Genomic DNA, 23446 nt, shown 5'->3' on the forward strand with positions numbered 1-23446 from the left:
TGGCGGTCCGAGGTACTGACGGATGTCAGACCACGCCGCCGTTGGGGCGGATGACCTGCCCGTTGATCCAGCGGCCGGCCGGTCCCGCCAGGTAGGCGATGACCTCGGCCACGTCTTCAGGAGCGCCGAGCCGTTCCAGCGGGGCGAGGTTCGTGAGTCGATCGACCGTCGCCTCGTCCTTGCCCTCGTAGAAGGAACTCGTCGCGATCGGTCCGGGTGCCACGACGTTGGCGGTGATGTTCCGACCGCGCAACTCCTTGCTGAGGACACTGACGAGGATCTCGGTTGCGCCTTTTGTGGCGGCGTAAGGGCCGTAGGTCGGGAATCGCATGCCGACCTGCGAGGTGGACACCGACAAGAAGGCTCCGCCGGGCCGCAGCCGGTGGGCCCCGTGCTTGGCGACGACGAAAGCGCCCCTCAGGTTGACCCGGACCATCCGGTCGAAGAGGTCCATGTCGAGATCGACGACGGTGGACACCGGCATCATCCCGGCCGCGTTGACGATGACATCGACACCGCCCAGCGTCTGCTCGACGGTCTCCAGCATGGAGACGGTCTCCCGCTCGTCCGCCACGTCGGCGCGCACCGCGATCGCGTGTGCGCCCTGCTCGGTGATCTCCTTGACGGCCTGACCGGCCCTCTCCCGATTGTTGATGTAGTTGATCGCGACCGCGTAGCCGTCGGCGACCAGTCGCCTGGCGGTGGCCTGGCCGATCCCGCCCGCTCCGCCGGTGATCAGCGCGACACGGTTGGGGGTTTGTTCGGGCATGGGAGACATCCTCATATCGGGGTGCTGAAAAAAATCGTGGTGTGGGCGTCCCGGGGGAAGGCCCACCCAGGTGCCGGGCGCCACCCTGTCTCCGGAGGGAAAAAGGGGTGCGAGCGGAGTCCGGGTCCGAGCGCGAACGAGGGGCTGCCCCGTACGGGACTCCTTCCCGGCTGCGGTGCCGGCTGCCGCCCCTGTGCCCGCCGACACTCCAGGCACTGCCGGCCGTCGGTTCAGCCAAGGACCGCAGGTTTCAGCACCTCTTGGCACCACTGCCGGAACGAGGTGGGCGTGGTGGTCCGTACGGTGCGGGGCACCGCGTTGTCCATTCCCGCTTCCTTGGCAATCGCCATGTCAAGAGCACCCCGCGCCATGGCGGCCGAGGCGCCTGACCGCGTCATGCGTGCGGTGAACTCCTCGCCCGAAACCTGCCGGAAGCGCACCGGGCGCTCCAGCACCTCGGACATGATCTGTGCCATGTCCTCAAAGGAAAGATCCTCGGCTCCGAGCAAGGGCACTTCCTCGACGCCGCTCCAAGTGCCGTCGAGCAGCAGCTCGGCAGCCGCCGCGGCGATGTCCCGCACCGCGCAGAAAGGCATCCGGCGACCACCGGCGATCGGAGAAGTGATCACCCCCTGATCCCTGATGAGGTCGGTCTGGCGCAGCACGTTCTCCATGAAGGACGGCATGGCCAGCGCCCGGTAGCCGACGCCGCTGCTGATCAGGAGGTCGTCCATGGCCAGTGAGGCGGTGATGTACCCCGCGTTCTCGGCCATCGGTGTTCCACGCCCGAGAACCGAGACGGCAACGACCCGCTGGACGCCCTGTGCGGCCAGAGCCTGCGCAGCCGGGCGGCTGAACCCGCTGTAAGCGTCCTCGACGCTTTCGGCACGCGGATTCGGAGGGGCCAGCCAGAAGACGGACTCCGCCCCGGCGAACGCCTTCATGAGCACGTCCACGTCGCCGTGGCTGCCCTCGACGACCTCCACGGCTTCGCGTACCGAGGCCCGCAGCCGGGAGGCATCACGCACGATCACACGGACGCGGGCGCCGGCTGCCACAAGGCGCTCGAGGGTTCGGCTGCCGATCTGTCCTGTCGGCGCGGTGACAACGATCACAGCAACTCCTGAGTAGCAAGGGTGGTGGGACCGCGAAAGAAGGGATGTACGGAAGGTCGGTTCGCTGGTCGGTCTCCAGTGAACACCGCTCCCAAGGCTGACTGAAGGACCGATATGGGCACCACTGATACTGTCGCGGTATGAATGACATAGAAGTGCGCCACCTGCGCTACTTCGTGGCCGTGGCCGAGGAACTGCACTTCGGCAGGGCGGCAAAACGGCTCGGCATGGCGCAGCCACACCTCTCCCGGGCCATCCGTGAGATGGAGCGGCAGATCGGCGTACCACTCCTGGAGCGCACCACGCGTCATGTCTCCCTCACCCCCGCCGGCGAGGTCCTGCTGCGTGACGCCCGCACCGCACTCGACGCGGTCACGGCCGCTGTCCGCCGGACCCGACAAGCCGGCCAGGCCGAACCCGTGCTGCGACTGGCGCTCAAAGCCGACTACGACGGCGGACTGCTGCCCCTGATCTTCGCTGCTTATGAGCGTGAGCCCGCCGCGCTTCGGGTGGAACTCGTCCTCGGCGGACGCGGCGAACAAGAACCCGCCCTCCGAGACGGACGCGCGGACATCGCGCTCCTGCCCAGGCCGTTCGACGACCACGGTTTCGACGTCGAACCGCTCCTGACCGAACCGCGCCTGCTCGCCGTCGCGGCAACCGACCCGCTCGCCTCGCGGGAGTCCCTCCATCTGGCCGACCTGGCAGGACGCGTGCTCCCCTACGGACGTCCCGCGGACCGGGAAGGTGACGCCCCCGACCCGTCGACGCCTCAGCCGTCGGGGCGCTGCGACCTGGCGCAGATCTTCAACCTCATCGAACTGGGCAGGACCGTCTGGTTCCCTCCGGTCTCCATCGTCCGCCGCCACCTCCGGCCGGGCGTCGCCTACCGTGCCGTCGCCGATCTGTCACCCGTGTGGCTCGATCTGGCGTGGCCTCAGGAGTCCCGTTCGCCAGCGGTCGCGGCATTCGTACGCGCCGCTTGCTCGGTCGCGGCCGCCCACCCGCCTCAGGGGGCGGAAAGCCTCGTCGGCGTTCCGTGACGAGCAGGGGAGTCAGGGCCGCGTGCGACATTCCCCGCCACGGCGGCGCCGGGCCCTGTCGCTGCGGAGCTCGGTGGTACCTCCATGTCAGTCTGTGGTGAGACACCCGGTATGCCGGGCCATCCTTCCTGGGCGAGACAAGAGCCCCATCCCAGATGACCAGCGCGAACGACCCAATAGTCGAGTACGCGCCGGACGGCTTCGTCGGCGTGGACCTCGGGATTGAGAACATTGCCACCGCCTCCACCGGGAATGCGGGGCGTGAGTCACGGAGGTCGCCGATCTCGCCGCCGATGAGGAAGTTCCCGTTCCGGTTCTGGACGGGGGAGTTGTCAGCGGTCCAGAACTGTCCGGAGCGGCCGCCTCCGGGGCTCATCCAGACGGCGTTCAGCTCGGTTCTGTTGTCCGTGGTGAGGCAGTTGCCCGTGAAGATGTGCACCAGCCGGCGCATCGGGTGGCCCTGCCAGGCGTTGGACTCCGTGCCCCAGTGCCACCGTTGGTCGTCGCCGTCGTAGCAGTCGATGGTGAAGACTTGCTGACCCTTGCCTCACCCGTTCACGGTGAGGCATGAGCCGTAGCCATTCCGGTACTCCCAGTTAGTCGTCGCCGCGGAAGCCGGGGACAGGGCGCCGGCTGTGGCGAGCGCGAGCGCGGCGAGCCAGACGGGCGCGGTCCGCCGCAGTGTGGATCTCCAAGTTGACGTGATCGCGAGGATGCCATGCGCATGTCGACATGTCACCGCCCCTGTGCGGAGCGATGAGCTCAAGAACCTGGTACGGCCGCACGTCCACGACGTGCTCGCCGGAATCGGCGATCTGGTACCGCCCGGCGGGCGGTCAGCCCAGCGCCGCGGCCTCGTAGCGGTCGACCTGCTTGCGGAGCAGCAGCGCGGTGGTGTCCGCGTCGGCGTCCGACGTGGTCCGGGTGCCGGCGTTGATGAGCGCGGGTCCGTCGAGGACGAACTGCTGGACGGTGGTGGAGCCGCCGTCCTCGACGCGTACGCCGAGGGCACGCTCGCCGAGCTTGTCGACGCCCGTGCGCGCGTACGTGAGGACGGAGCCGTTGTGCGTTTGCTTGCGGCAGGACTGCAGGGCCTGCTCCATCGCGTCCAGCACCTCGGCGGCGTCGCTCGGGGTGGCGTACTGCCGCACCTGGACCGTCGCGATCGCCGCGGTGCCTCCGCTGCCCTTCCTGAAGGTGCTGTCGACGGTGATCTGCGCCTCGTGGGGCTGCGTGTAGTCGCAGAAGCTCTGGTTCACGCTGAGCCCGTCGCCCGTGCCGCCGGTCCAGCCGGCGGGCATGTCCGACAGGGGCAGCAGGGCCGCGCCCAGTTTCTCCTTCGCCAGGAAGTGCGCACCGGGGCCGGGCGGCGCCGCGGCGGGTGCGCCGGCGGCCGCGGGGGAGCCGGTGGCGCTCCGCGTCGCGGGCGGCGCGCCCGCGGAGGCCGGGGGCGTGGCGGAGCCGCTGCAGGCGGCGAGTGCGGCGGTGAACAGGAGCGTGCCGACGACGTGGACGTGCTTGCGGTGGGACAACGGTTTCCTAGCAGGTGGCGACTGATCTGTCGGGCTGAACGGGATGGCCGGCGCAGCTTAGGCACCTGTGGCTGGATTCCGTGCGACGGGCCCGTTATGCGCGGTTGGCCGTTGCGTCTCCGGCGGGTGTACGCGGCCACTGCCGGGGACTGCGCGGGCGGGCAATGCGCCGTGCGCAACGGGGCAAGGAGGGCCCCCAGGGCCGGACCTACGGTCGAAGTGTCCCGCCACGAAAGGGACCCGATGCGCAGGGCCGGCCGCTCACGGACCCCCGCGGTTCCCGGACCCGGCGCACCAACCATGAGGGAGTGAGATCGATGACGGAGATCGAACAGTTCGAGGGAGCGGGGGAGGAGGGGCAGCCGCTTCATCGCCTGGCCGTCGCGGGTCTCCTGGCGAGCGTCCTCGTGGCCTGTGTGGCGTGCGCGGTGTGCGCCATTCTGCCGCTGGGCCACCCCAGCCTCGCGTGCGGCATCGCGCCGCTTCTCACCGCGGGGGCCGTGGCCGTTGTCCTGGGCCGCCTGAAAGACCGCTACCGCCATCGGGCGGCGCAGGCGTGTGCCGTGTCCGACACCGTGCAGCGGGTCCTGCTGCGGCCCTTGCCCCGGCGCATCGGCGCTCTCGGGCTCGCGTCCGTCTACCGTGCCTGCGGCGGTCGCGGTCAGGTCGGCGGCGACCTGTACGCGGTCGCGCGGACGGGTGGGGCGACGCGGTTGATCATCGGCGACGTGTGCGGCAAGGGCCTCCCCACATTCGAGGACGTCGCCGCCGTGCTCGGGGCCTTCCGTGAATGGGCCCCGCGGGCCGAGGGCCTGCCCGAGTTGTCGGCACGTCTGGAGGAGAGCTTCCTGCGCCACCTGACGGAGGCCGACGGCGGCGCCCGCGACACGGACGAACGCTTTGTGACGGCGCTGCTGTTGGAGATCCCGGACGGACAGCGGTTCGCCCGCATGGTCAATCACGGACATCCGCCGCCGGTGCGGGCCCGCGAGGGGTGCGTCGACCTGGTGCCGGGCCTTCCGTCGCCGCCGCTGGGCCTGCGCGGCCTGCCCGGCTTGGGCGCGATCGAGGAGTCCTTCGAACTGGCCGTGGGAGACACGCTGTTGCTCTACACGGACGGACTGATCGAGGCCCGCGACGCCGCCGGGCGCCACTATCCGCTGCTGGAGCGCGCACGTAACTGGGGATGGACCCGGCAGGACGCGGCACACCACGAATCCCTGCCCGCTGTGCTCGGGGAGATTCTCCAGGATCTTGTCGCCCACTCCGGCACGCTTCCGGAGGACGATCTCGCGATGGTCGCGCTGACCCGTCTGGAAGGACCGGGTGGGGCGGCGCGGCTGCAGCCCGTGGGTGAGGCCCTGCACGGGGCCGCCGGGTAGTCGCGACGGGCGGGATCAGGAACGCAGGTACCGGTACCCGCGCGACCACCGCGCGGGCACCGGCCATGGGGGGCCACCCCGGCGCCTCGCCGGACCGTCACTCGTACCGGTACTTCAGCGATTCCGCCTCCGTCCGCTCGATGTCGGCGATCGTCAGCTCCGGCATCCGCAACTGGGCCAGTGTCACCTCGGCCGAGGTCGGCTGGGCGTCCGCCGGCAGCCACTGGTCCGGCTTCCAGGCCGCGCTGCGCAGGAGAGCCTTGGGGCAGTGCGGGTAGACCTCCTCGATCCCCACCACCAGGGCGCTGGCCGGCGGCTTGCCCACGGCGGTCAGCTGGGACAGCAGCTCCGGGCGGGTGGAGACGCAGGCACGGCCGTTCACCCTGAGCGTGGTGGTGCGCCCGGGGATGACGAACAGCAGCCCGGCCCGGCCGGTGGCGACGACGTTCTGCAGGGTGTCCAGGCGCTTGTTGCCGGTCGCGTCCGGTATCGCCACCGTTCGTTCGTCCAGGACGGAGACGAACCCGGCGGGACCGCCGCGCGGCGAGACGTCGCAGTTGCCCTCCGCGTCCGTGCTGGCGACCAGGACCAGCGACGCGCACGCGATCAGCCGCCTGGTCTGCTCGGTGAGTTCGGTCATCTGCTTGCGCACGGCGGCGTCACCGGGGAGCGCGTAGGCCTGGCGCAGTGCTTCCTGGTCGCGCACGGCGTCGAGGTGGAGCGAGTCGAATGCGCTGGTGACAAGGGATGGCGTCATGCCCCCGACCCTACGGGGCGGACCTGTCGGCGCAGGGTTCAGCCGGCGGCGCCGCCGTCGTCGGTCCGGCGTGCACGGGGGGCCGCGAGCGGCTCGAGAAGCCGCCGGGGGCGGACGAGTTGGGCGGACACGGGATCGAGGTCCGCGTCGGCCGCCACCTCGAAGCCGGGGCCGGGTTCCATCCGGATGTCCGGGACCGTTGCGACAGAGCCGCATGCCTGGCAGCGTCCCTCGCCGTCGAGGAGCCCGCCGTCCGCGTCGTGGTGCCAGGCGCGCTTCACGCCGGCGGGGGAGTAGTAGGCATCGCCCCAGGCCATCATGGCGCGCACGATCGGCCACAGCGCGATGCCCTTGGCCGTCAGCCGGTACTCGACGGTTCCCGCCCCGTCGTCGTCCCTGGTGAGCACACCCTCCCTGACGAGCAGCTTCAGCCGGCTGGTGAGGACGGCGCGGGGGATCCGCAGCTGGGTCGCGAGGTCCCCGAAGCGGCGCACCCCGTAGAAGGCGTCGCGGACGATGAGGAGAGTCCATCGTTCGCCGATGACCTCCATCGCTCGTGCCAGCGAGCAATTGCTGTCCGGGTAGGTGCTGGGAAGCGTCATACCCGCATTTTACCTCCACTGGTTCGCTCACTGAACTGGCCGGTGTTACGGTGACCGTAGTTCACTGACTGAACTGCGCTGTTAGGCGCACGTGGCGGGTACGCCGGAGAGGTGTTCTGATGATCAACAACGACAGGCTGTTCCTGATCACCGGCGCGACCGGCAAGACCGGGGTCGGGACGGTCGAACTGCTGCTGGAGCGCGGTCACCGCGTTCGCGCCCTCGTGCACCGCGAGGACGAGCGCTCCCGGGCGCTCGCGAAGGCCGGCGCCGAGATCGCCGTGGGGGACCTGCGCGATGTCGGCACCGTGAGCGAGGCCGTGCGGGGCGTCACGGGGGCCTACCTGTGCTACCCGATTCTCCCGGGCCTGATCGAGGCGACCACCTGCTTCGCCAAGGCGGCGACCGACGCGGGTGTACGGTCCGTGGTCGGCATGTCGCAGATCTCCGCCCGCCCCGAGGCGGGCAGCGACGCCGCCCGGCAGCACTGGATGTCCGAGCGGTTGCTGGACACGACCGACCTGCTCACCGCACACCTCCGGCCGACCTTCTTCGCCGAGTGGCTCCCGCTGTGGTGGGAGGTACGCGACGGTGAGGGACACCTGCGGCTTCCGTTCGGCGAGGGCCGCCACGCCCCGATCGCCGCGGCTGACCAGTCGTACGTGATCGCCGCCCTGCTGCTCGACCCCGAACCGTACGACCGCGCCGTCCTCACCCTCCACGGTCCGGCCGAAATGGACCACTACGCCATCGCCGACGTCATGACCAGGACCCTCGGTGTCCCGGTGCACTACGAACCGATCAGCGTCGAGGAGTTCGCCTCGGCCATGGCGGCACGCGGGATGGACGCCCACCGCGTCCAGCACCTGAGCAACGCCGCCGTCGACTACCGGAACGGCGTGTTCTCCGGCACGAACGACAACGTCGAGCGGATCGGCGGCCGACCCCCGCTGTCCGTCGAGCAGTTCGTCAACGAGCACAAGCACGACTTCGACACCAGCGGCCCCCACTACGTGCCCGCTTCCTGACGCGCGGGCGCCCGTGGCGCCGCGCGCAACTACCCGTCAACACCCACCAACAAGGAGAACCGCATGTCTTCCGTGCTGATCACCGGCGCTTCCCAAGGAATCGGCCGGGCCATCGCCGTCGAACTGGCGCACCGCGGCCACCGGGTGATCGCCACCGCCCGCCGCCCGGAGGTTCTGGCCGACCTCCCCGTGGCCGAACGCCTGCGCCTCGACGTCACCGATCAGGACAGCGTCGACCGGGCCCTTGAGGCCGCCGGTGAGATCGACGTGCTGGTCAGCAACGCCGGCGCGACGGTGCGCGCGCCGCTGGAGACCGCCCCGCTCGCCGAGGTCGAACGGCTCTACCAGCTCAACGCCCTCGGAGCACTGCGCGTGGCCCAGGGGGTGCTGCCGGCGATGCGGGAGCGGCGATCCGGCCGCCTCGTCTTCGTCTCCAGCATCCAGGGACGCCTTGTGCTGCCGATCATCGGACCGTACGGCGCCAGCAAATGGGCCCTGGAGGCCATGGCCGAGACCCTGGCCATCGAGACCGGACACTTCGGCGTCAAGGTGAGCATCGTGCAGCCGGGCGCCGTGGCCACGACCGGCGTCACGCAGGCGCGCTCGTTCGTCCCGGAGGACAGCCCGTACGCCCCGCTGTACCGGCAACTCCCCACCCTGCGCGGCGAGGTCATCACCTCCGAGGAGGTCGCCGCCGTCGTGGCCGACACGATCGAGCAGCCCGACCCTCCCCTGCGCGTGCCCGCCGGCGCTCCCGCGGAACGGGCCCTGAAGGCCCGCAAGGAGGCGCCCGAGAACGAGCCGTTCATGCCGGCCGCCATCGACTGGTAGGGCGGAGACGCCGGGCCCGCGGGCGGCCGTACGACTCAGTCGTGCGGCACGCCGCGGGCCGGCGCGCCGCCGTCCGCACCGCTGCGGCCGGCGGCCCACGAGGCCAGCACCGTCAGGGCCTCGTCCGAGCGCGACCCGGGATCGGCGAGGAACGTCAGCAGGGTCTGGTCCGGGTCACCGGGGAAGGCCAGCGCCTCGGTGCGCAGCGTGAGGGGGCCGACGACCGGGTGGTGCAGGTACTTGGTGTGGTGGCTGAACCGCACCACCTTCTGTGCGGCCCACCACCGGCGGAAACGCTCGCTCTTCATGGACAGTTCGCCCACCAGCTCGGCGGTGCGGGGGTCGTCGGGGTGCCGGGCGGCGTCCATGCGCAGCGTTCCCACGAACTCGGAGGCGACTTTCTCCCACCGGTCGCCGAAGAGCGACCGCGCCGTCTCGTCGAGCACCATCCAGCGCGTGGCATTGCGGTCCCTGGCGGGCATCGCGTCGAAGTCGGCGAGCAGGGCACGGCCCATCCGGTTGCTGACCAGGATGTCGGTACGGCGCCCCAGGACCAGGGCCGGGGTGTCCTCGAGCCGGGCGAGCAGCGCGTGGATCCCCGGACGTACCTTCTGCACGGCACGTGGGGCCCGGCGGACCGTGCCGGCGGCCTGGGGACGCGCCACCGCGTGCAGGTAGCTGCGTTCCGCCGGGTCCAGCTGGAAGGCGTTGGCCAGGGCGTCGAGGACGGACTCCGAGGGAGTGATGGGCCGGCCCTGCTCCAGGCGCGTGTAGTAGTCCACGCTGACACCGGCCAGCGCCGCCAGTTCCTCCCGGCGCAGCCCGGGGACCCGCCGCGGCGCCGCGTCGTGCAGACCGAGTCGCTCCGGATCCATCGCCGCGCGCCGGGCGCGCAGGAAGTCGCCGAGCCCTTCGTTCCGGTCCATGCCCCCATGGTCCCTCCTGCCGGGGCGGCGTGCCCCGGCGAACCTGGCCCTCCGGATCCCAGGAAGCAGCGGGCCGGTTCCCCGCCCGCCACCGGCCTCCGCCGGCGCTTTGCTGGGGCGCGGGACGCCACTTCCGGTCCCGCAGCCAACGCCGCCGTGCCCGTCGCACGGCCCTTCGCAGGGAGCTTCCGACATGACTTCGACCTGGCTCATCACCGGCGCGACCTCGGGCTTCGGCCGCATGGTCGCCGAGCGCGCGCTCGCCGGCGGCGCCTTCGTGATCGCCGTCGGCCGGCGCAGTGACCGGCTCGACGACTTGGCGGACCGGGCGCCGCGGGGACGGGTCACCACGCTCGCGCTGGACATCACCGCGCCCGGCGCGGAGCAGGCGCTGGCCGACGCCGTACGGACGGCGGGCGGGCTGGACGTCCTGGTGAACAACGCCGGTTACGGGCTGTTCGGCCCCGTCGAGCAGATCGACGCCGACAACGCGCGCGCGATCTTCGACACCAACGTGCTGGCCAACCTCGCCGTGCTGCGCGCCGCACTCCCGGCGCTGCGCGCGTCCCGCGGCCGGATCGTCCAGATCTCCTCGCTCAACGGCCAGCTCGCCTGGGCCTCCTCCGGTCTGTACTCGGCCTCCAAGGCGGCCGTGGAACTCGCCAGCGAAGCGCTCGCGCACGAACTCGCCCCCACGGGTGCGAAGGTGACCATCGTCGAACCCGGCATCTTCGCGACCGAGTTCGCCACCAGCCTCCTGGTCGTCCCCCCGCACGAGGTGTACGCGCCGACCGTCGGGACGTTCCTCGACGACTTCTCCGCGCTGCCCCCGTCGGCGTTCGGCGACGCCGGGAAGGTGGCGGACGCGATCATGGCCGTCGCGTCGATGGACGAGCCGCCCCTGCGCCTGGCCGTGGGCGCGGACGCCGTCGAGCAGATCCGTGCGTCGCTGCGCTCCCGTCTGGCCGAGCTCGACCGCTGGGAGTCCTTCGTGCCCGCGGCGGCCGGCGTCTGAATCCGTACCGCTGACGCGCCGGGACGGCCCCGCCCCCGAACGCGGCCCGCGTCCGGGGGCAGGGAGCCGTTGTGCGGCCGGTCAGGTGGACCAGATCTGGAACTCCGAGAGCTGACCGGCCGGCCAGCCGGTGTTGGCGCCGATGTTCAGGCGGATGTAGCGCTGGGTGGTGGCCGGGAAGGTGATCGTGACGGTGTTGTCGGCGGCCGGGTCGAAGGTGTACGCGGCCGACGGCTTGACGGTGGTCGGGCTGGACGGGTCGGTGCCGCCCAGCACGGACAGGGTCTGGGTCCGCGCGCCCCAGCCGGCGGGCAGTTGCAGCACGATCCTCGACACGCTGCGGGCGGTCCCGAGGTCGACCTGCACCCACTGCGGGAACGCGTTGTTGGCGCTCTCCCAGTAGGTCGACCGGGAGCCGTCGGTCACGTTCGACGAGGGATAGACGTCGGTGTGGCTGGACTCGCTCGTCGGCCTTCCCGCGGCCAGGTTGCCGCCCGTGCCGCCGGTTCCGGTGCCCGACAGCGCGATGGTGGTGGGGCTGTTGGCGGCGTTGCTGGTGACGGTGACCGTACCGGTGCGGGTGCCGGTGGCCGTCGGGGTGAAGGTGACGCCGATGGTGCAGGAGGCCCCGGCGGCGAGGGACGTGCCGCAGGTGCTGCTCCGCGCGAAGTCACCGCCGGCGGTGACCGAGGAGATCGAGGCCGCGGTGCCACCGGTGTTGGTGACGGTGACGGACTGCGCGGCACTGGTGGAGTTCAGCTCCTGGCCGCCGAAGGCGAGCGAGGTGGGGGAGGCCGACAGCGTGGCTGGAGGGGAGCCGTCTGCCGCGGTGAAGGTGAGGGAGTTGAGATTCCAGCCGCCCTTGTCCTGCTGGACGGTGAGGACTTGGCGGCCCACCGGAAGCGTCACCCTGGCGGTGGTGGTGGCCCAGTTCTGCCAGTCGCCGGTGGCGGGGATGCCGACGGCACCGCTGAGGTCGGCACCCGAGGCATTCGACAGGTGCAGGGCCCCGGTCACCGCCGACGGTGCCGCCACGCGCAGGCCCACCGTGTACGTTCCCGCCGCGGCGACGTCGACGGTGTAGCGGAACCACTGCCCGCCCGCGGTCCAGCCGAGGTTGTGGCCGCCGCCGGTGTCCGAGGTCGCCTCCAGGTCGACGCCGTCGGCGCGGTAGCCGTTGGCGGTGCCGTTGACGCTGGTGACGTTGTAGGCGACGCCCTGGCCGCCGGTGTCGTAGTTCTCCGCCTGGACGGTGCCGGGCACCGCCGCGGGAGTGCCGCCGTAGGGGCCTTCCGGTCCGGAGGGCTCCCAGTTGTTGCCATTCAGTGTGGCGGTGAAGCCGCTGGAGTTGTTGACGAAGGCCGTTGCCCCGGCGCGCAGGCCCGTGACGGTGTTGCCGGTGATGGCGGCGGATCCGGTCGGCGCGGGGTAGAACGGCGGTGAGACGGCGATGCCGTTGCGGCCGGGGCCGGTCACGGTGTTGTCCTGCAGCAGGGTGTTGGCCGACGTGGAGAAGCCGATGCCGTCGTAGAGCGAGTCGGCGACCGTGTTGCCGGTGGCGGTGACATGGTCGACGACGCCGGTGTTCTGCCCGTCGCCGCCGTTGCCGATGTGGAAGGCCGGCTGCCCCTGGCTGTAGGCGTTGCCGCCGGAGCGGACCACGGTGTTGCCGGAGACCGTCGCGGACAGCAGGTCGCTGCCGTTGACACCGAACCGGCCCGCGCCCAGGCCGATGTAGCGGGCGGTGTCGCTGACGTAGTTGCCGGTGACGTGGTGGCCGCTGCCGCCGTAGATGCCGATGCCCTTGCCGCCCCACGGCGCGATCGAGGTGTTGTTGCTGACGGTGACGTTGGTCATCGGCTGGTAGAACGTCTGGGAACCGTCGCCGTTGGTGTTGTAGTGGACCGAGTTGATGGCGATGGCGTCGTCCCCGGTGCCGCGGACGAAGTTGTTCGTGACGGTGAGGTTGTTGCCGGTGTCGGCGCCGAGCGAGACGTTGTTGACGTTGATGCCGTCCGCCCAGATCGAGGTCAGCCGACTGTTGCGGACGGTGCCGCCCGTGCCCGAGGCCCAGAAGCCGGACATGGTGTGCTGGGTCCAGATGCCGTCGGCGACCCAGTTGGTGCCGGTGGTGTCCATGGCACCGCCGTCGCCGCCGATGGTGCTGCGGCTGACCGCGTTGGCGTCGATGTGGAAGTTCTGCACCGTGCAGGAGGTCACGTCGAACAGCGCTGCCAGCGGTGTGCTGTTGGGGACCGGGACGTCGCGGTAGACGGTGCTGTACCACAGGCCCGCGCCCGCGATGGTGATGCCCCGCGCGGTGAGGCCGGTGGTGCCCTTCACGTAGAAGGTGCCCTGTGGGATCCAGAGGACCCTGCCCTGCGACTGGGCCTGGTCGATGCAGTTCTGGATCGCGGCCCGGCTGTCCACCGCCTGGCTGTCGGCGGCGCCGTTGGTCGGGGTGTTGTCGGGGACCGCACCGCAACTGGTGATCGAGATCGAGTTCGCCGGCTGGGCGAGCGGCGCCGGCGGATTCTCCACGTCGACGGAGTCCACGTCGTAGAAGGAGGCGCTGTTCGCCGCGTCCTTGCGGAGCGAGAACGTGGCGCCGGCCGGGATCGGCGTGCCGGTGACGAAGGCGTGCGACTCGTCCCAGAAGACCCGGGGACTGCCGTCCGCCGGGTTCTGGTTGTCGCTGGTGTTGTAGTTGTTGTTGCCCTCGTACACCCAGGTCTGCTTGGAGTTGAGGCTGAGGGCCTGCCGGAAGACGCCGTCGACGTACAGGTTCAGTGTCGCGGTCGTACCGCCGCCGGAGGGGGAGTCGGGGACGGCGGCGCGGACGTTGAGGAAGCTGATGGGCGCCCCGGTGGTGTTCGTCCACTGGACGGAGTGCCCGGTGCCGCTCAGGTGCGCGTAGGCGTGGCCGGACGCTTCCAGGGCGGCGCTGGAGTACTGCGTGGTGGGTGGCGACGTCAGCGAGGTGACGGTCGCGCCGCCGCCCGGTGTGCCGGCCTCGGCCTCGTAGATCCTGAACGCGGTCGTCGCGCCGGCTGCGGTGGCGCCGGCCGTGCTCGACGCCGCCTGGTCGGCCCGGTGCGCGGCGGCGCCCGCGGGCGAGGCGGAAACGCACAGGCCGGCGGCCGCCGCGAGAGCGATCGCCACCAACCTGCGCCCGGCGCGGCGTGTGCCGCGCGAAGGTCTGGGGATCGCCCGCATCTGAAGCTCCTTCAGGAACGTGGAGAACCGGCGACCCGAACGTACCGACCCTTACCGGGGGTTGCAAGGTTCCGAGCAGGTGCAGCAAAATCCGTGCACATCAATGGAAGATTGACACGAAGCCCCCTGAGGGGTGCGCGTTCCCGTCCGGTCGACACCCTTTGTGACGTGCGGCGATGGGAGGGGGCGGTAAAATAGTGGTTCTTGACCAGGTTTCGCCGCCCGCTTCCAGGGGTCGGGACTGCCCGATTCGGCGTTCCCGAAGGATTGCCATGATCAAACCGTACGGCCCCTACGATTTCCTGCCGCCGATCCCGGAGTTCACCGTGACCTCCGAGTCCGTTGCCGACGGCGGGCGCCTGGCCCGCGAGCAGGTGAGTGGCATCCTGGGAGCGGGCGGGGAGGATGTCTCGCCCCAGTTGAGCTGGTCCGGCTTCCCCGAGGAGACGCGCAGCTTCACGGTGGCGATGTTCGACCCCGACGTCCCCACTGCCTCGGGCTTCTGGCACTGGGCCGTGGCCGGGCTGCCCGCCTCCGTGACCGCTCTCCCGGCCGGGGCCGGTGACGGCGGGGATCTGCCCGGTGGCGCGATGACGCTGCTGAACGACGCGGGACACCGGAGATACCTCGGCCCGGCGACGCCTCCGGGCAACGGCCCGGACCGCTACTTCCTCGTCGTGCACGCCGTCGACGTCGAACGGCTGGAGATCTCCGCGACAACGACCCCCGCCTACATGGACTTCCTTCTGTTCGACCACGCCATCGCCAGGGCCATGATGCACGGCACCTTCGAGCGGCCGTGAACGGAGCGCGGGGTCAGTCCCCGGCGGTCAGCGCGTACATCTTCTCGTCGTCCCCCGCCACGTAGACGACACCGTCCGCCACGGCCGGTGCCGAAGTGACCTGGCTGCCCGCGGCGTAGGACCAGCGGACCTTGCCCGACGCCGCGTCCACCGCGTACAGCTTGCCGTCGCCGGCGTACACGGTGTCGCCGGCCGCCGCGGAGCCCGTCGCGAAGGCGTCGTCCGTGAGCCTGACGAGCCACCGCTTGCCGCCGTCGGCCGCGTCGACCGCCGTGAACTTCCCGGCGGTCCCCGTGTCGTCGACCGCTCCGGCGGCCCAGCCGAACATCACGCCGCCCGCGCCCGCCTGTACGTGGACGCCGTTGTTCGTCCACCTCGGCTGACCGGTGTCGGCCCGGAGCGCGTACGTGGTGTGGCGGAAATCGCTGTACATGTACACGGTGCCGTCGGCGACGGTGGGGGTGGCGTCGAGGTAACTCCGGGTGTCGTACGTCCACTTCCTCCGGCCCGTGGCCGCGTCCAGCGCGTACAGGCGGTAGTCGTAGCTGCCGATGTAGACGGCGCCGCCGGCCACCGCTGGCGAGGACATGATCTTCGCGCCGGTCCGGTAGGCCCACTTCTCCTTGCCGGTGACGGCGTCCACCGCGTGGACCTCACCGTCGTCGGTCGCGAAGTACACGGCACCGTCGGCCACCGCCGGCGTGGACCGGACCCCGAAGGGGGTGAAGGACTTCCACCTCAGCCGGCCGGTCGCCGCGTCGAGCGCGTACAGGCTGCCGTCCTTGCCGCCGGCGTACACGGTGCCGCCGTCCACCGCGGGGGACGCGTCCTTCCAGCTTCCGGCGCCGTACGTCCACTTCGTCCGGCCGGTGGCCGCGTCCAGCGCGTACACCGTGCCGTCCTCACCCCCGGCGTAGACCGTGCCGCCGGCCACCACGGGTCTGGCCGAAACCTTCTCCCCGAGGCTGACGGCCCATACCTGCTTCACCTGCGGCTTCTTCTTCCCGGTGCCCACTGTGTCGTGACGGTCGCCCCTGCCGTGGTCACCTCCCGCGACCCAGGCGGCCACTCCCACGCCCGCACCCACCGTCAGGAGCAGCGCGGCACACGCCGTCACGAGCCGGCGCGCGCGACGGCCCGACGGGCGATCCGGCGGGTCCTCCGTGTCGGCGGACACCGCGCCGGCGCCCCGGTCCACCTCGGTCACCGGCGCCGTCCGTGCGGGGTCCTTCACCGGCACCGCCGTCGATGCCGCGGCCCCGGAGGGCGTCATGGCGCGAAGCCGGTCACGCACCTCGGCGGCGGAAGCGGGCCTGTCCTCGGGCTTCTTCGCCAGCAGTCGCGCGATCAGCTCGTCGAGGACCGCGGGGACCTCCGGCCGCCGGGCACTGGGCGCCGCCGGCTCCCGGTGCACCTGGGCGAACATCAGCGCACTCGTCGACAGGTCGCCGAAAGGGCTGCTGCCCGTGAGGAGCTCGTGCAGAACGCACCCGAGCGAGTACAGGTCGCCCCGGGCGTCCTGGCGGCCCTTGTCGAACCGCTCCGGCGGCATGTACGCCAAGGTCCCCATGATCCGGGTGCCGGACAGCGTGCCGGTGTCCACGTGGCGGGCGATGCCGAAGTCCAGGACTTTCACGCCCCCGGACGCGGTCAGCATCACATTGGCGGGCTTCAGATCGCGATGGACGATGCCCGCCTCATGCGCGGCCGCCAGCGCGTCGGCGATCAGCGCCGCCCATGCGACGGCCTCGGCGATCGAAGGCGTCCCGGCCTCGTTCAGCACCTGCCGGAGATTGCGCCCCTTGACCAGCTCCATCACCAGCAGCAGCGTCCCGTCCGCGTCCTGGCCCAGATCGAAGACGGTGACCACACCGGGATGGTTGAGCGCGCCGGCCGTCCGCGCCTCACGGAAGAACAGCTGCGCCGCGTCGTCACCCGTCGCGTGCGACCGGAGCAGTTTCACCGCGACGTCGCGGCCGATCACCCGGTCACGGGCGGACCAGACCTCGCCCATCCCGCCCCGACCCAACTCGGCCCGCAACTCGTACCGGCCCGCCAGAACGCGCCCCACGCCAACCCCCACCCGGTCACCCCCGCCCTGCCACCGGACTCGGAAGCCGGACCAGGGCATGCTAGTGGACCGCCTCCGGCCGGCTCCGGCCGCGGCCGCCGTGACCCCCGTACCGCCCGCCGGGACGGCGGACGACCACCCGTTTCGCCCGTTTCCCTACGTGTGTGGGACGCGACGCGGCGTATTTGGTGGCGGAGGAACTGGATCATCGGGTAAGTAGATACCAGGACCCCATACGGGATCCGCCGGCGTACCCATCGGGTGCGTCGCATCAGCATGATGTGAGGGACGAACACAGTGGCATCAGGCGTCGTGAAGTGGTTCAACTCGGAGAAGGGCTTCGGCTTCATCGCTCAGGACGGAGGTGGGCCGGACGTCTTCGCCCACTACTCCAACATCTCCGGCAACGGCTATCGCGAGCTCGTCGAGGGTGAGCAGGTCACCTTCGACGTGACGCAGGGACAGAAGGGCCCGCAGGCGGAGAACATCGTCCGCGGCTGACTCCTGCCCCTCCGGGCGAGAACTTCGTGCGGGGCCGCCTCCTCCGGGAGACGGCCCCGCACGCGCGTGTCCGGCCCCGGCCGGACCCGCACAACGAACGGCCGCCCCCGACGAGGGGCGGCCGTTCGTGGATGCAGTGTTCCAGTGCCAGTCCTGCCTGCTCTTCGACCATAAGGGCCCAGTCCCGTTCCCGCACGGCGTGTCACCTTGTCATCGGCCCGACGGGTGACGGTGCGGCACCTCACGGCCCGCCGGCTCAGGGCTGGAGCCCGGTCCGACGAGGGAGTTTGCGCGGGTCGTGCCGGGTAGGCGCCCATCATGGCCGAATACGACGCGGGCCCCTATGTTCCCCGCGGCGCCGACCTGACGGGACTGCGGCGCGCGGCGGCGGGGTGCCGTGGCTGCCCGTTGTACGCCGACGCCACGCAGACCGTCTTCGGACGGGGTGAGCCGTCGGCGCGCGCGGTGCTGGTGGGGGAGCAGCCGGGGGACCAGGAGGACCGTCAGGGGCGGCCCTTCGTCGGTCCCGCCGGGAAGGTCCTGGACCGTGCGCTGGCGGAGGCCGGGATCGATCCCGGCGAGGTCTACGTGACCAGCGCCGTCAAGCACTTCAAGTTCACCGTGCAGGAGCGCGGCAAGCGGCGCATCCACAAGCAGCCGACCCTGCGCGAGGTCTCCGCATGCCGTCCGTGGCTGACCGCCGAGCTCGAACTGATCGCCCCCGACATCGTGGTGGCCCTCGGCGCCACCGCCGCCAAAGCGCTGATGGGACCGGAGTTCCGGGTCACCCGCCAACGCGGCGAGCTGCTGACGCCGGGTGTCCCGCTCGACGGCGCGCGCCTCCTCGCGACGGTCCATCCGGCGGCGGTACTGCGCGCCGGCGAGGACCGGGAGGCGATGTTCCAGGGGCTGGTGGCCGACCTGCGGATCGTGGCCGCCCGCCTGTCCTGACAGACGGTCCGACCGGGGCCGGTCAGGACGTGCCGCGCCCGCTGACGAAGTCCCGGACCCGGTCGACGAGGCCCGCGCCGGGGGCGAGGAGCTTGTTGGCCGGAGGGGTGTCCGGCGCGCTCGGGTGCGGCCTGGTGGGCGCGACCTTCTTGGCCCGGCGGACCTGGTCTCCCAGTTCCATGAGCCGTTCGGAGGTGCAGGCCCGGGCCAGACCGGGGAAGAGCTGCTGCTCCTCCTCGCGCACATGCTCCGTGACGTCGGTGATCAGCTTGAGCACCAGGGCGTCGAACCGCGCGTCGTCCACGTCGACGTCCTCCAGGTCCTTCAGGACCCGTTCGACCTCGGCGTGCTCCTGGATCTCCTTGTCGGCCATCGGCCCGCCGCCGGGGACGTGCTCGCGGACGGCCGGATACAGGTACATCTCCTCGGCGACCGAGTGCCGCACGAGCTCGATGGTCAGGTCGTCGAGCACGTCGCGGCGCTGCTTGTCGCCGAGGGGGAGGGCCCGGAGGCGGATGAAGTACTCCTCGACTTCGCGGTGGTCCGCCGTGAGCTCTGCGATGACGTTGCCGCCGTGTCCCATCACGATCTCCTTTCCGGACGGAGACGAAGGCTTCCTCACTGTCGGCTGCCCGGTCTCGTGGCGGGTACGCGTGCGTCACTGCCGTGGGCCTCAGTCCGCGGCGAGCCGGATCCGGGCCCAGAGCGGGAGCACGAACCAGCACAGCAGGTACCAGAGCAGGACCGCCGCCACCAGCCAGGGCACGAACGCGTCGTGGGTGGCCACCCGCAGCACGAGGAGAAGGGCCGAGGTCATGGTGGCCAGCAGCAGGACCAGCCCGGCGAACGTGAGCCGCGCCGCCCAGCGGACGGCTTCGGGCTTGATGCGCCGCCCCGACACCAGGCGGTGGAAGGACACCGGGCCGATCAGCGCCCCCGTCGCGCAGGCTCCCAGGACGACCGTGACGATGTAGATCGTCTTCTCTGTGTCCCCGAGCCGCGGGTAGTGCGGGGTGAACACGACGGTCAGCAGGAAGCCGAAGAGGATCTGCACCCCCGTCTGCGCGACACGCACCTCCTGGATGAGCTCGCCCCACTGCCGGTCGGCGCGCTCCTCCCGCGTCTCGTCGCGCCCCTTCGTGCCTTCGGAGCCCATGCGGTGTCCTCCCCATCGACCGGTGACGTGCTTCCGGGCTTGCGTGTACCCCCGAACCCCGCCGCACCGCCGGCAGCGTGGAGGAGGCCCGATCGGGTCGGGCACGTCAAGGGCGCACACATGCGGGCCGGAAATAAATCGGTTGCGCGGTGTGAGGTGGCCGCTAGGATCCTGACGATCCTGGAGTGCCGGGCGCGGAGAGCCGCCCGGTCGTGACGAGAGAGAGGGGGTGCGTTCTCGTGGTTGCCGCCGTGATGCGGCGCGCCCGCGTGTGCGCGCCAGACGCCTTCCCTCGTTGCCTTCCCACCGGCTGACACCGCGCGTTCGCTGACGCGCTCTCCGGTGGGTCCTTCCCCCAGGAGATCACCACAGTGCGTGAGCGCTTTGCCGACGGCGAGTCCTTCGCCCGTATCCGCCCCAAGGGCAAGAACCGACGCAACGGCCGTGACGACGAAGCCGCGTTCGAGGGGGCCTTCCCCGAGTACGCGGAGCGGTGGCCCGTCGCAGCCGAGGGTGCCGACAGCACCGCCGACGCCTTCGCCGAGGGCGACGAGGACATCTACGGCCATGACGCCACCGCGTCCCCCGACGGGCCTGTCCAGGGCGACCGCTGGTCCACCTGGGACCAGTCGACCCCGACCGAGAAAGGCCCCGAGCCGCGCCCCTCGTGGGTGGTGACGGACCTGGCCGCCGTCGACACCGAGCTCGGCATCGTCAAGACGGGCAAGGAGGCCGACGTCTTCCTGATCGAGCGGTCGGTGCCCGGAACCGACCGCCGCACCCTGATGGCCGCCAAGCGCTACCGCGACGGGCAGCACCGCATGTTCCACCGCGACTCCGGATACCTGGAGGGGCGCAGCCACAAGGAGTCCCGGGTCAGCCGGGCCATGGCCAAGCGCACGGCCTTCGGCAAGGAGGCCATCGCCGGTCAGTGGGCCGGTGCCGAGTTCGCGGCGCTGTCCCGGCTGTGGTCGACGGGGGTGGCCGTGCCCTACCCCGTGCAGATCCTCGGGACCGAGATCCTGATGGAGTTCATCGGGGACCCGTCGGGGACGGCCGCTCCGCGCCTGGCCCAGATCCGCCCGCAGGAGGCCGATCTGGACGACCTGTGGGAGCAGCTCGGCCGCAGCCTGTCGCTGCTCGCGCGCGACGGCTACGCGCACGGCGACCTCTCCGCCTACAACATCCTGGTCCACCAGGGGCGTCTGGTCGTCATCGACGTGCCTCAGATCGTCGATGTCGTCGCCAACCCGCGGGGCCGCTCCTTCCTGGAGCGGGACGTCCGCAATGTCGGCGCCTGGTTCGTCTCCCGAGGGCTGGCGGAACGGCGTGTCGGGGAACTGGCGCGGGCGCTGGCCTTCGACGCGCGGCTCGACTGAGCGCCCACGGCGGCAAGGCGCGCCGGCCCGGACCCCTGCCCGGGTCCGGGTCGGCGCGGGCGCCGCGTGTCAGGCCTGGAACTCGGTGAGGTCGATGGCGTGGATACGCAAGGGGAAGCCGTACTCGGGGTGGGTGGTCTCGCGTTGCGGCGTCATGCCGAGTTTGCCCATCACGTTCTCCGAGGCGGTGTCACCGATCCGGGCGATGCCGAGGAGGCGTTCCAGGCCCCGGTCCTGGAGCGCGAACTCCACCGCGGCGTGGGCGGCCTCCGACGCATAGCCCTGACCCCAGAACTGCCGGCCCAGCCGCCAGCAGACGGACACCTCGGGCATCACCTCCGGCAGGAACTCCGGCAGGGTCAGGCCGGTGAACCCGGCCAGTTCGCCCGAGGCGAGCAGCTCGACCGCGAAGAGGCCGAAGCCCTCCTCGTCCCACTCCTCCTCCCACCGCTCCACGGCCTCCGCCGTCTGTTCCAGGTCGCGCACGGAGCCGTCGCCGACCCAGCGCATCACGCCCGGGTCGGAGTTGATCTCGGCCATGGGGACCAGGTCGTCGTCGTGCCAGCGGCGCAGGAGCAGGCGGGGGGTCTGGATCTCGGTCATGGGCTCATTGTCCCGAACGGCGGGGGAGCGACGGCGACCGGCACGGCACCCGGTCAGCGCCATGCAGACGGCGCTGCCGCGTATACGCCCCTCGGCGCCCCCTGACAACCGATGTTGTCCATCGATACCGGTGTCGCCTACTGTGTGGGCATGCCCGGCATTCACTTCTCGCTGCGGATGAGTGAGGAGGAGATCGCCGCTCTCGCCACGAGCGCGGTCGACGACCTCGTCCGCGATCTGGTCCGTCGTGCCTTTCAGCCGCTTCCCGGCCGGGGCGAGCAGGCGCCGGCCCAGGCGGAGGCCCTGGCGCACCTGCACATGCTCATCCACCTGCGGCAGGCCGTCGAGCGTCTCGAGGAGACCGCCGCCCACGAGGCGGCCGACGCGGGCGCCGGCTATCCGCAGATCGGCAGGGCGTCCAACATGACCCGGCAGGGCGCCCGTCGCCGCTGGCCGGGGCTGAACACCTCCTCGCACACGGCAACGCCCGACTCCCGGAGCCCCCGATGACGCTCGCCCCCGTTCGCCCCCACGACGTACTGCTGGTCGAGGACGACATCGCCGACGTGATGCTCATCGAGGACGCCCTCACCGCGCGCGGCCCCCGCCGTCTGGGCAAGGCCCAGGACGGCGCCGCGGCACTGGAGTACCTGCGCGACCCGGCCAACCCGCGGCCGGACCTGATCGTGCTGGATCTGAACATGCCGCGCATGAACGGCCGCGAACTCCTGTCCGTCATCAAGGCCGACGAGGACCTGCGGACCATCCCGGTGGTGGTCCTGACGACCTCCGCGGCGCCCGACGACGTCACCGCCGCCTACCGCCGGCACGCGAACGCCTACGTCACCAAGCCCGTCAACCTCGACGACTTCGAACGGGCCGTGCAGAGCATCGACGCCTTCTACCTCGACACCGTCACCCGACTGCCCCGGGCGTAGCGCCGGAGACCGCCGTGCCGGTCAGGCGCCGCCCGCCGCGTCAAGCAGCCCGCGGGCGGTGGCCAGGCTCCAGGCCGCCAGGGTGAAGCCGTCGTGGATGCGGCCCTCGGCGAGCATGGCGCGCATCTCGTCGGGGGACAGCGCCCGCAGGGCGTCGATCCCCTCCTCGTGGGCGTCGGGGCCGAGGCTGCCGGAGAACGAGGACGAGGCGAGCCGCGCCAGGTAGAGCTGGTCGCGGCCGCTGTGCAACCCCGTGTCGGCGCTGTACTCGCCCAGACGGACCATCTCCGTGATGTCGCCGCCCAGTTCCTCCAGCAGTTCGCGGCGCGCCGTCGTGGCACCGCCCTCGCCCGGCTCGCCGAAACCGCGCGGGATCTCCCAGTGCCAGTCCCGGTCGGCGTGCCGGAAGTGGTGGAGCAGGACGATCCTGCCGTCGTCCAGGACGGGCAGGACGGCGGCGCCTCCTCCCTCCGCCCCGGACACGAAGCGGATGTAGGTGTTGACGCGCCCGGAGCGGAAGCGCACGGCGTCGCGGACCAGGCAGACGTACGGGTCCCGGTAGACGACGCCGATGTCCGCGCACTCCTCGGGGAAGCCGAAGGCGACCGCCAGTTCGCCCACTTCGCGGGCCACGCGGTCCTGGTCCCCTCGGTCGAGCAGGATCTCGTACGCGGCTCCCGGAGGGTTGACGAAGAGCTCCGGCCGCAGCTCCCGCAGGGCGGCGTAGGCGGTCAGCCGTGCTTCCCTGCGCTCCCGGGCCCGCTGGTCCTCGCCGCCGGTGTCCGTCATGTGCCCGCCTCGTCTCTCGTCGTGCCGTGTCGGGGTCCC

Annotated in this window: 24 protein-coding genes; 12 read left to right on the top strand and 12 right to left on the bottom strand. The window is 71.3% G+C overall.

All coding sequences use genetic code 11. The features are described 5' to 3' along the window. Positions 1–25: 25 nt before the first annotated feature. Complete coding sequence (locus ABZ883_RS33445; RefSeq protein WP_360912939.1) at positions 26–769, bottom strand: SDR family oxidoreductase; 744 nt, start codon at positions 767–769, stop codon at positions 26–28. A gap of 230 nt (positions 770–999) precedes the next feature. Next, a complete protein-coding gene (locus ABZ883_RS33450) occupies positions 1000–1884 on the bottom strand; it encodes an NAD(P)H-binding protein (RefSeq protein ID WP_360912941.1) in 885 nt (294 codons plus the stop codon). A gap of 140 nt (positions 1885–2024) precedes the next feature. Between ABZ883_RS33450 and ABZ883_RS33455 the strand changes: the two genes are divergently transcribed. Both ABZ883_RS33455 and ABZ883_RS33460 read left to right on the top strand, forming a co-directional pair. Then, entirely contained in the window at positions 2025–2927 is a 903-nt protein-coding gene (locus tag ABZ883_RS33455; RefSeq protein ID WP_360912943.1) for a LysR family transcriptional regulator, read from the top strand. 155 nt (positions 2928–3082) lie between these two features. Continuing rightward, on the top strand, positions 3083–3442 hold the full coding sequence (locus ABZ883_RS33460; protein WP_360912945.1) for a hypothetical protein: 360 nt from the start codon (positions 3083–3085) through the stop codon (positions 3440–3442). A 321-nt stretch (positions 3443–3763) separates the two neighbouring features. On the opposite strand, the gene ABZ883_RS33465 is transcribed toward ABZ883_RS33460, so the two are convergent. Further along, positions 3764–4459, bottom strand: a complete 696-nt coding sequence (locus tag ABZ883_RS33465; RefSeq protein WP_360912947.1) for a hypothetical protein — start codon at positions 4457–4459, stop codon at positions 3764–3766. A 317-nt stretch (positions 4460–4776) separates the two neighbouring features. Here ABZ883_RS33465 and ABZ883_RS33470 point away from each other — a divergent pair, with 317 nt between their 5' ends. Further along, positions 4777–5841, top strand: coding sequence for a PP2C family protein-serine/threonine phosphatase (locus ABZ883_RS33470; protein ID WP_360912949.1), 1065 nt, complete (start codon positions 4777–4779; stop codon positions 5839–5841). 97 nt (positions 5842–5938) lie between these two features. On the opposite strand, the gene ABZ883_RS33475 is transcribed toward ABZ883_RS33470, so the two are convergent. Together ABZ883_RS33475 and ABZ883_RS33480 are read right to left on the bottom strand one after the other, a co-directional pair. Further along, on the bottom strand, positions 5939–6598 hold the full coding sequence (locus ABZ883_RS33475; RefSeq protein ID WP_360912951.1) for an MSMEG_1061 family FMN-dependent PPOX-type flavoprotein: 660 nt from the start codon (positions 6596–6598) through the stop codon (positions 5939–5941). 38 nt (positions 6599–6636) lie between these two features. Next, positions 6637–7200 carry a helix-turn-helix domain-containing protein gene (locus ABZ883_RS33480; protein ID WP_360912953.1) on the bottom strand — a complete coding sequence of 188 codons (564 nt, stop codon included), beginning with the start codon at positions 7198–7200 and terminating at the stop codon, positions 6637–6639. A gap of 119 nt (positions 7201–7319) precedes the next feature. Here ABZ883_RS33480 and ABZ883_RS33485 point away from each other — a divergent pair, with 119 nt between their 5' ends. Next, entirely contained in the window at positions 7320–8228 is a 909-nt protein-coding gene (locus ABZ883_RS33485; RefSeq protein WP_360912955.1) for an NmrA family NAD(P)-binding protein, read from the top strand. Positions 8229–8291: 63 nt separating this feature from the next. After that, a complete protein-coding gene (locus ABZ883_RS33490) occupies positions 8292–9059 on the top strand; it encodes an SDR family oxidoreductase (protein ID WP_360912956.1) in 768 nt (255 codons plus the stop codon). A 35-nt stretch (positions 9060–9094) separates the two neighbouring features. On the opposite strand, the gene ABZ883_RS33495 is transcribed toward ABZ883_RS33490, so the two are convergent. Continuing rightward, positions 9095–9985 carry a helix-turn-helix transcriptional regulator gene (locus ABZ883_RS33495; protein WP_360912958.1) on the bottom strand — a complete coding sequence of 297 codons (891 nt, stop codon included), beginning with the start codon at positions 9983–9985 and terminating at the stop codon, positions 9095–9097. Between the two features lie 193 nt (positions 9986–10178). On the opposite strand from ABZ883_RS33495, the gene ABZ883_RS33500 reads away from it, so the two are divergent. Beyond that, positions 10179–11000, top strand: a complete 822-nt coding sequence (locus ABZ883_RS33500) for an SDR family NAD(P)-dependent oxidoreductase (protein ID WP_360912960.1) — start codon at positions 10179–10181, stop codon at positions 10998–11000. Positions 11001–11081: 81 nt separating this feature from the next. Here the strand turns inward: ABZ883_RS33500 and ABZ883_RS33505 are convergent, their stop codons facing one another. Next, positions 11082–14216, bottom strand: coding sequence for a carbohydrate-binding protein (locus ABZ883_RS33505; RefSeq protein WP_360912962.1), 3135 nt, complete (start codon positions 14214–14216; stop codon positions 11082–11084). A 272-nt stretch (positions 14217–14488) separates the two neighbouring features. Here ABZ883_RS33505 and ABZ883_RS33510 point away from each other — a divergent pair, with 272 nt between their 5' ends. Next, on the top strand, positions 14489–15019 hold the full coding sequence (locus ABZ883_RS33510; protein ID WP_360912964.1) for a YbhB/YbcL family Raf kinase inhibitor-like protein: 531 nt from the start codon (positions 14489–14491) through the stop codon (positions 15017–15019). 13 nt (positions 15020–15032) lie between these two features. On the opposite strand, the gene ABZ883_RS33515 is transcribed toward ABZ883_RS33510, so the two are convergent. Beyond that, positions 15033–17090, bottom strand: coding sequence for a serine/threonine-protein kinase (locus tag ABZ883_RS33515; protein WP_360912966.1), 2058 nt, complete (start codon positions 17088–17090; stop codon positions 15033–15035). A gap of 297 nt (positions 17091–17387) precedes the next feature. Between ABZ883_RS33515 and ABZ883_RS33520 the strand changes: the two genes are divergently transcribed. Together ABZ883_RS33520 and ABZ883_RS33525 are read left to right on the top strand one after the other, a co-directional pair. Then, complete coding sequence (locus tag ABZ883_RS33520) at positions 17388–17591, top strand: cold-shock protein (protein WP_319662387.1); 204 nt, start codon at positions 17388–17390, stop codon at positions 17589–17591. 318 nt (positions 17592–17909) lie between these two features. Further along, a complete protein-coding gene (locus tag ABZ883_RS33525; RefSeq protein ID WP_360912968.1) occupies positions 17910–18542 on the top strand; it encodes a UdgX family uracil-DNA binding protein in 633 nt (210 codons plus the stop codon). A 22-nt stretch (positions 18543–18564) separates the two neighbouring features. On the opposite strand, the gene ABZ883_RS33530 is transcribed toward ABZ883_RS33525, so the two are convergent. Together ABZ883_RS33530 and ABZ883_RS33535 are read right to left on the bottom strand one after the other, a co-directional pair. Further along, a complete protein-coding gene (locus ABZ883_RS33530) occupies positions 18565–19125 on the bottom strand; it encodes a hemerythrin domain-containing protein (RefSeq protein WP_360912970.1) in 561 nt (186 codons plus the stop codon). 90 nt (positions 19126–19215) lie between these two features. Further along, positions 19216–19698: a DUF6328 family protein gene (locus ABZ883_RS33535; protein WP_360912971.1), complete on the bottom strand. Its 483-nt coding sequence runs from the start codon at positions 19696–19698 to the stop codon at positions 19216–19218. Positions 19699–20069: 371 nt separating this feature from the next. Here ABZ883_RS33535 and ABZ883_RS33540 point away from each other — a divergent pair, with 371 nt between their 5' ends. Next, positions 20070–21077: an RIO1 family regulatory kinase/ATPase gene (locus tag ABZ883_RS33540; protein ID WP_360912974.1), complete on the top strand. Its 1008-nt coding sequence runs from the start codon at positions 20070–20072 to the stop codon at positions 21075–21077. Between the two features lie 69 nt (positions 21078–21146). Here the strand turns inward: ABZ883_RS33540 and ABZ883_RS33545 are convergent, their stop codons facing one another. After that, complete coding sequence (locus tag ABZ883_RS33545; protein WP_360912975.1) at positions 21147–21680, bottom strand: GNAT family N-acetyltransferase; 534 nt, start codon at positions 21678–21680, stop codon at positions 21147–21149. Between the two features lie 150 nt (positions 21681–21830). Between ABZ883_RS33545 and ABZ883_RS33550 the strand changes: the two genes are divergently transcribed. Beyond that, positions 21831–22190 (top strand): hypothetical protein, encoded by a 360-nt coding sequence (locus ABZ883_RS33550; protein ID WP_360912977.1) that lies wholly within the window; start codon positions 21831–21833, stop codon positions 22188–22190. Continuing rightward, the gene (locus ABZ883_RS33555) at positions 22187–22618 is read left to right on the top strand and encodes a response regulator (RefSeq protein WP_360912979.1); all 432 of its coding nucleotides are present in this window, start codon (positions 22187–22189) and stop codon (positions 22616–22618) included. Before ABZ883_RS33550 ends, ABZ883_RS33555 begins: the two co-directional genes overlap by 4 nt. 21 nt (positions 22619–22639) lie before the next feature. Here ABZ883_RS33555 and ABZ883_RS33560 read toward each other — a convergent pair whose 3' ends face one another. After that, positions 22640–23407 (bottom strand): NUDIX hydrolase, encoded by a 768-nt coding sequence (locus tag ABZ883_RS33560; RefSeq protein WP_360912980.1) that lies wholly within the window; start codon positions 23405–23407, stop codon positions 22640–22642. Between the last annotated feature and the right edge of the window lie 39 nt (positions 23408–23446).

The sequence above is a fragment of the Streptomyces sp. NPDC046977 genome (assembly GCF_040644455.1).
Classification (GTDB): domain Bacteria; phylum Actinomycetota; class Actinomycetes; order Streptomycetales; family Streptomycetaceae; genus Actinacidiphila.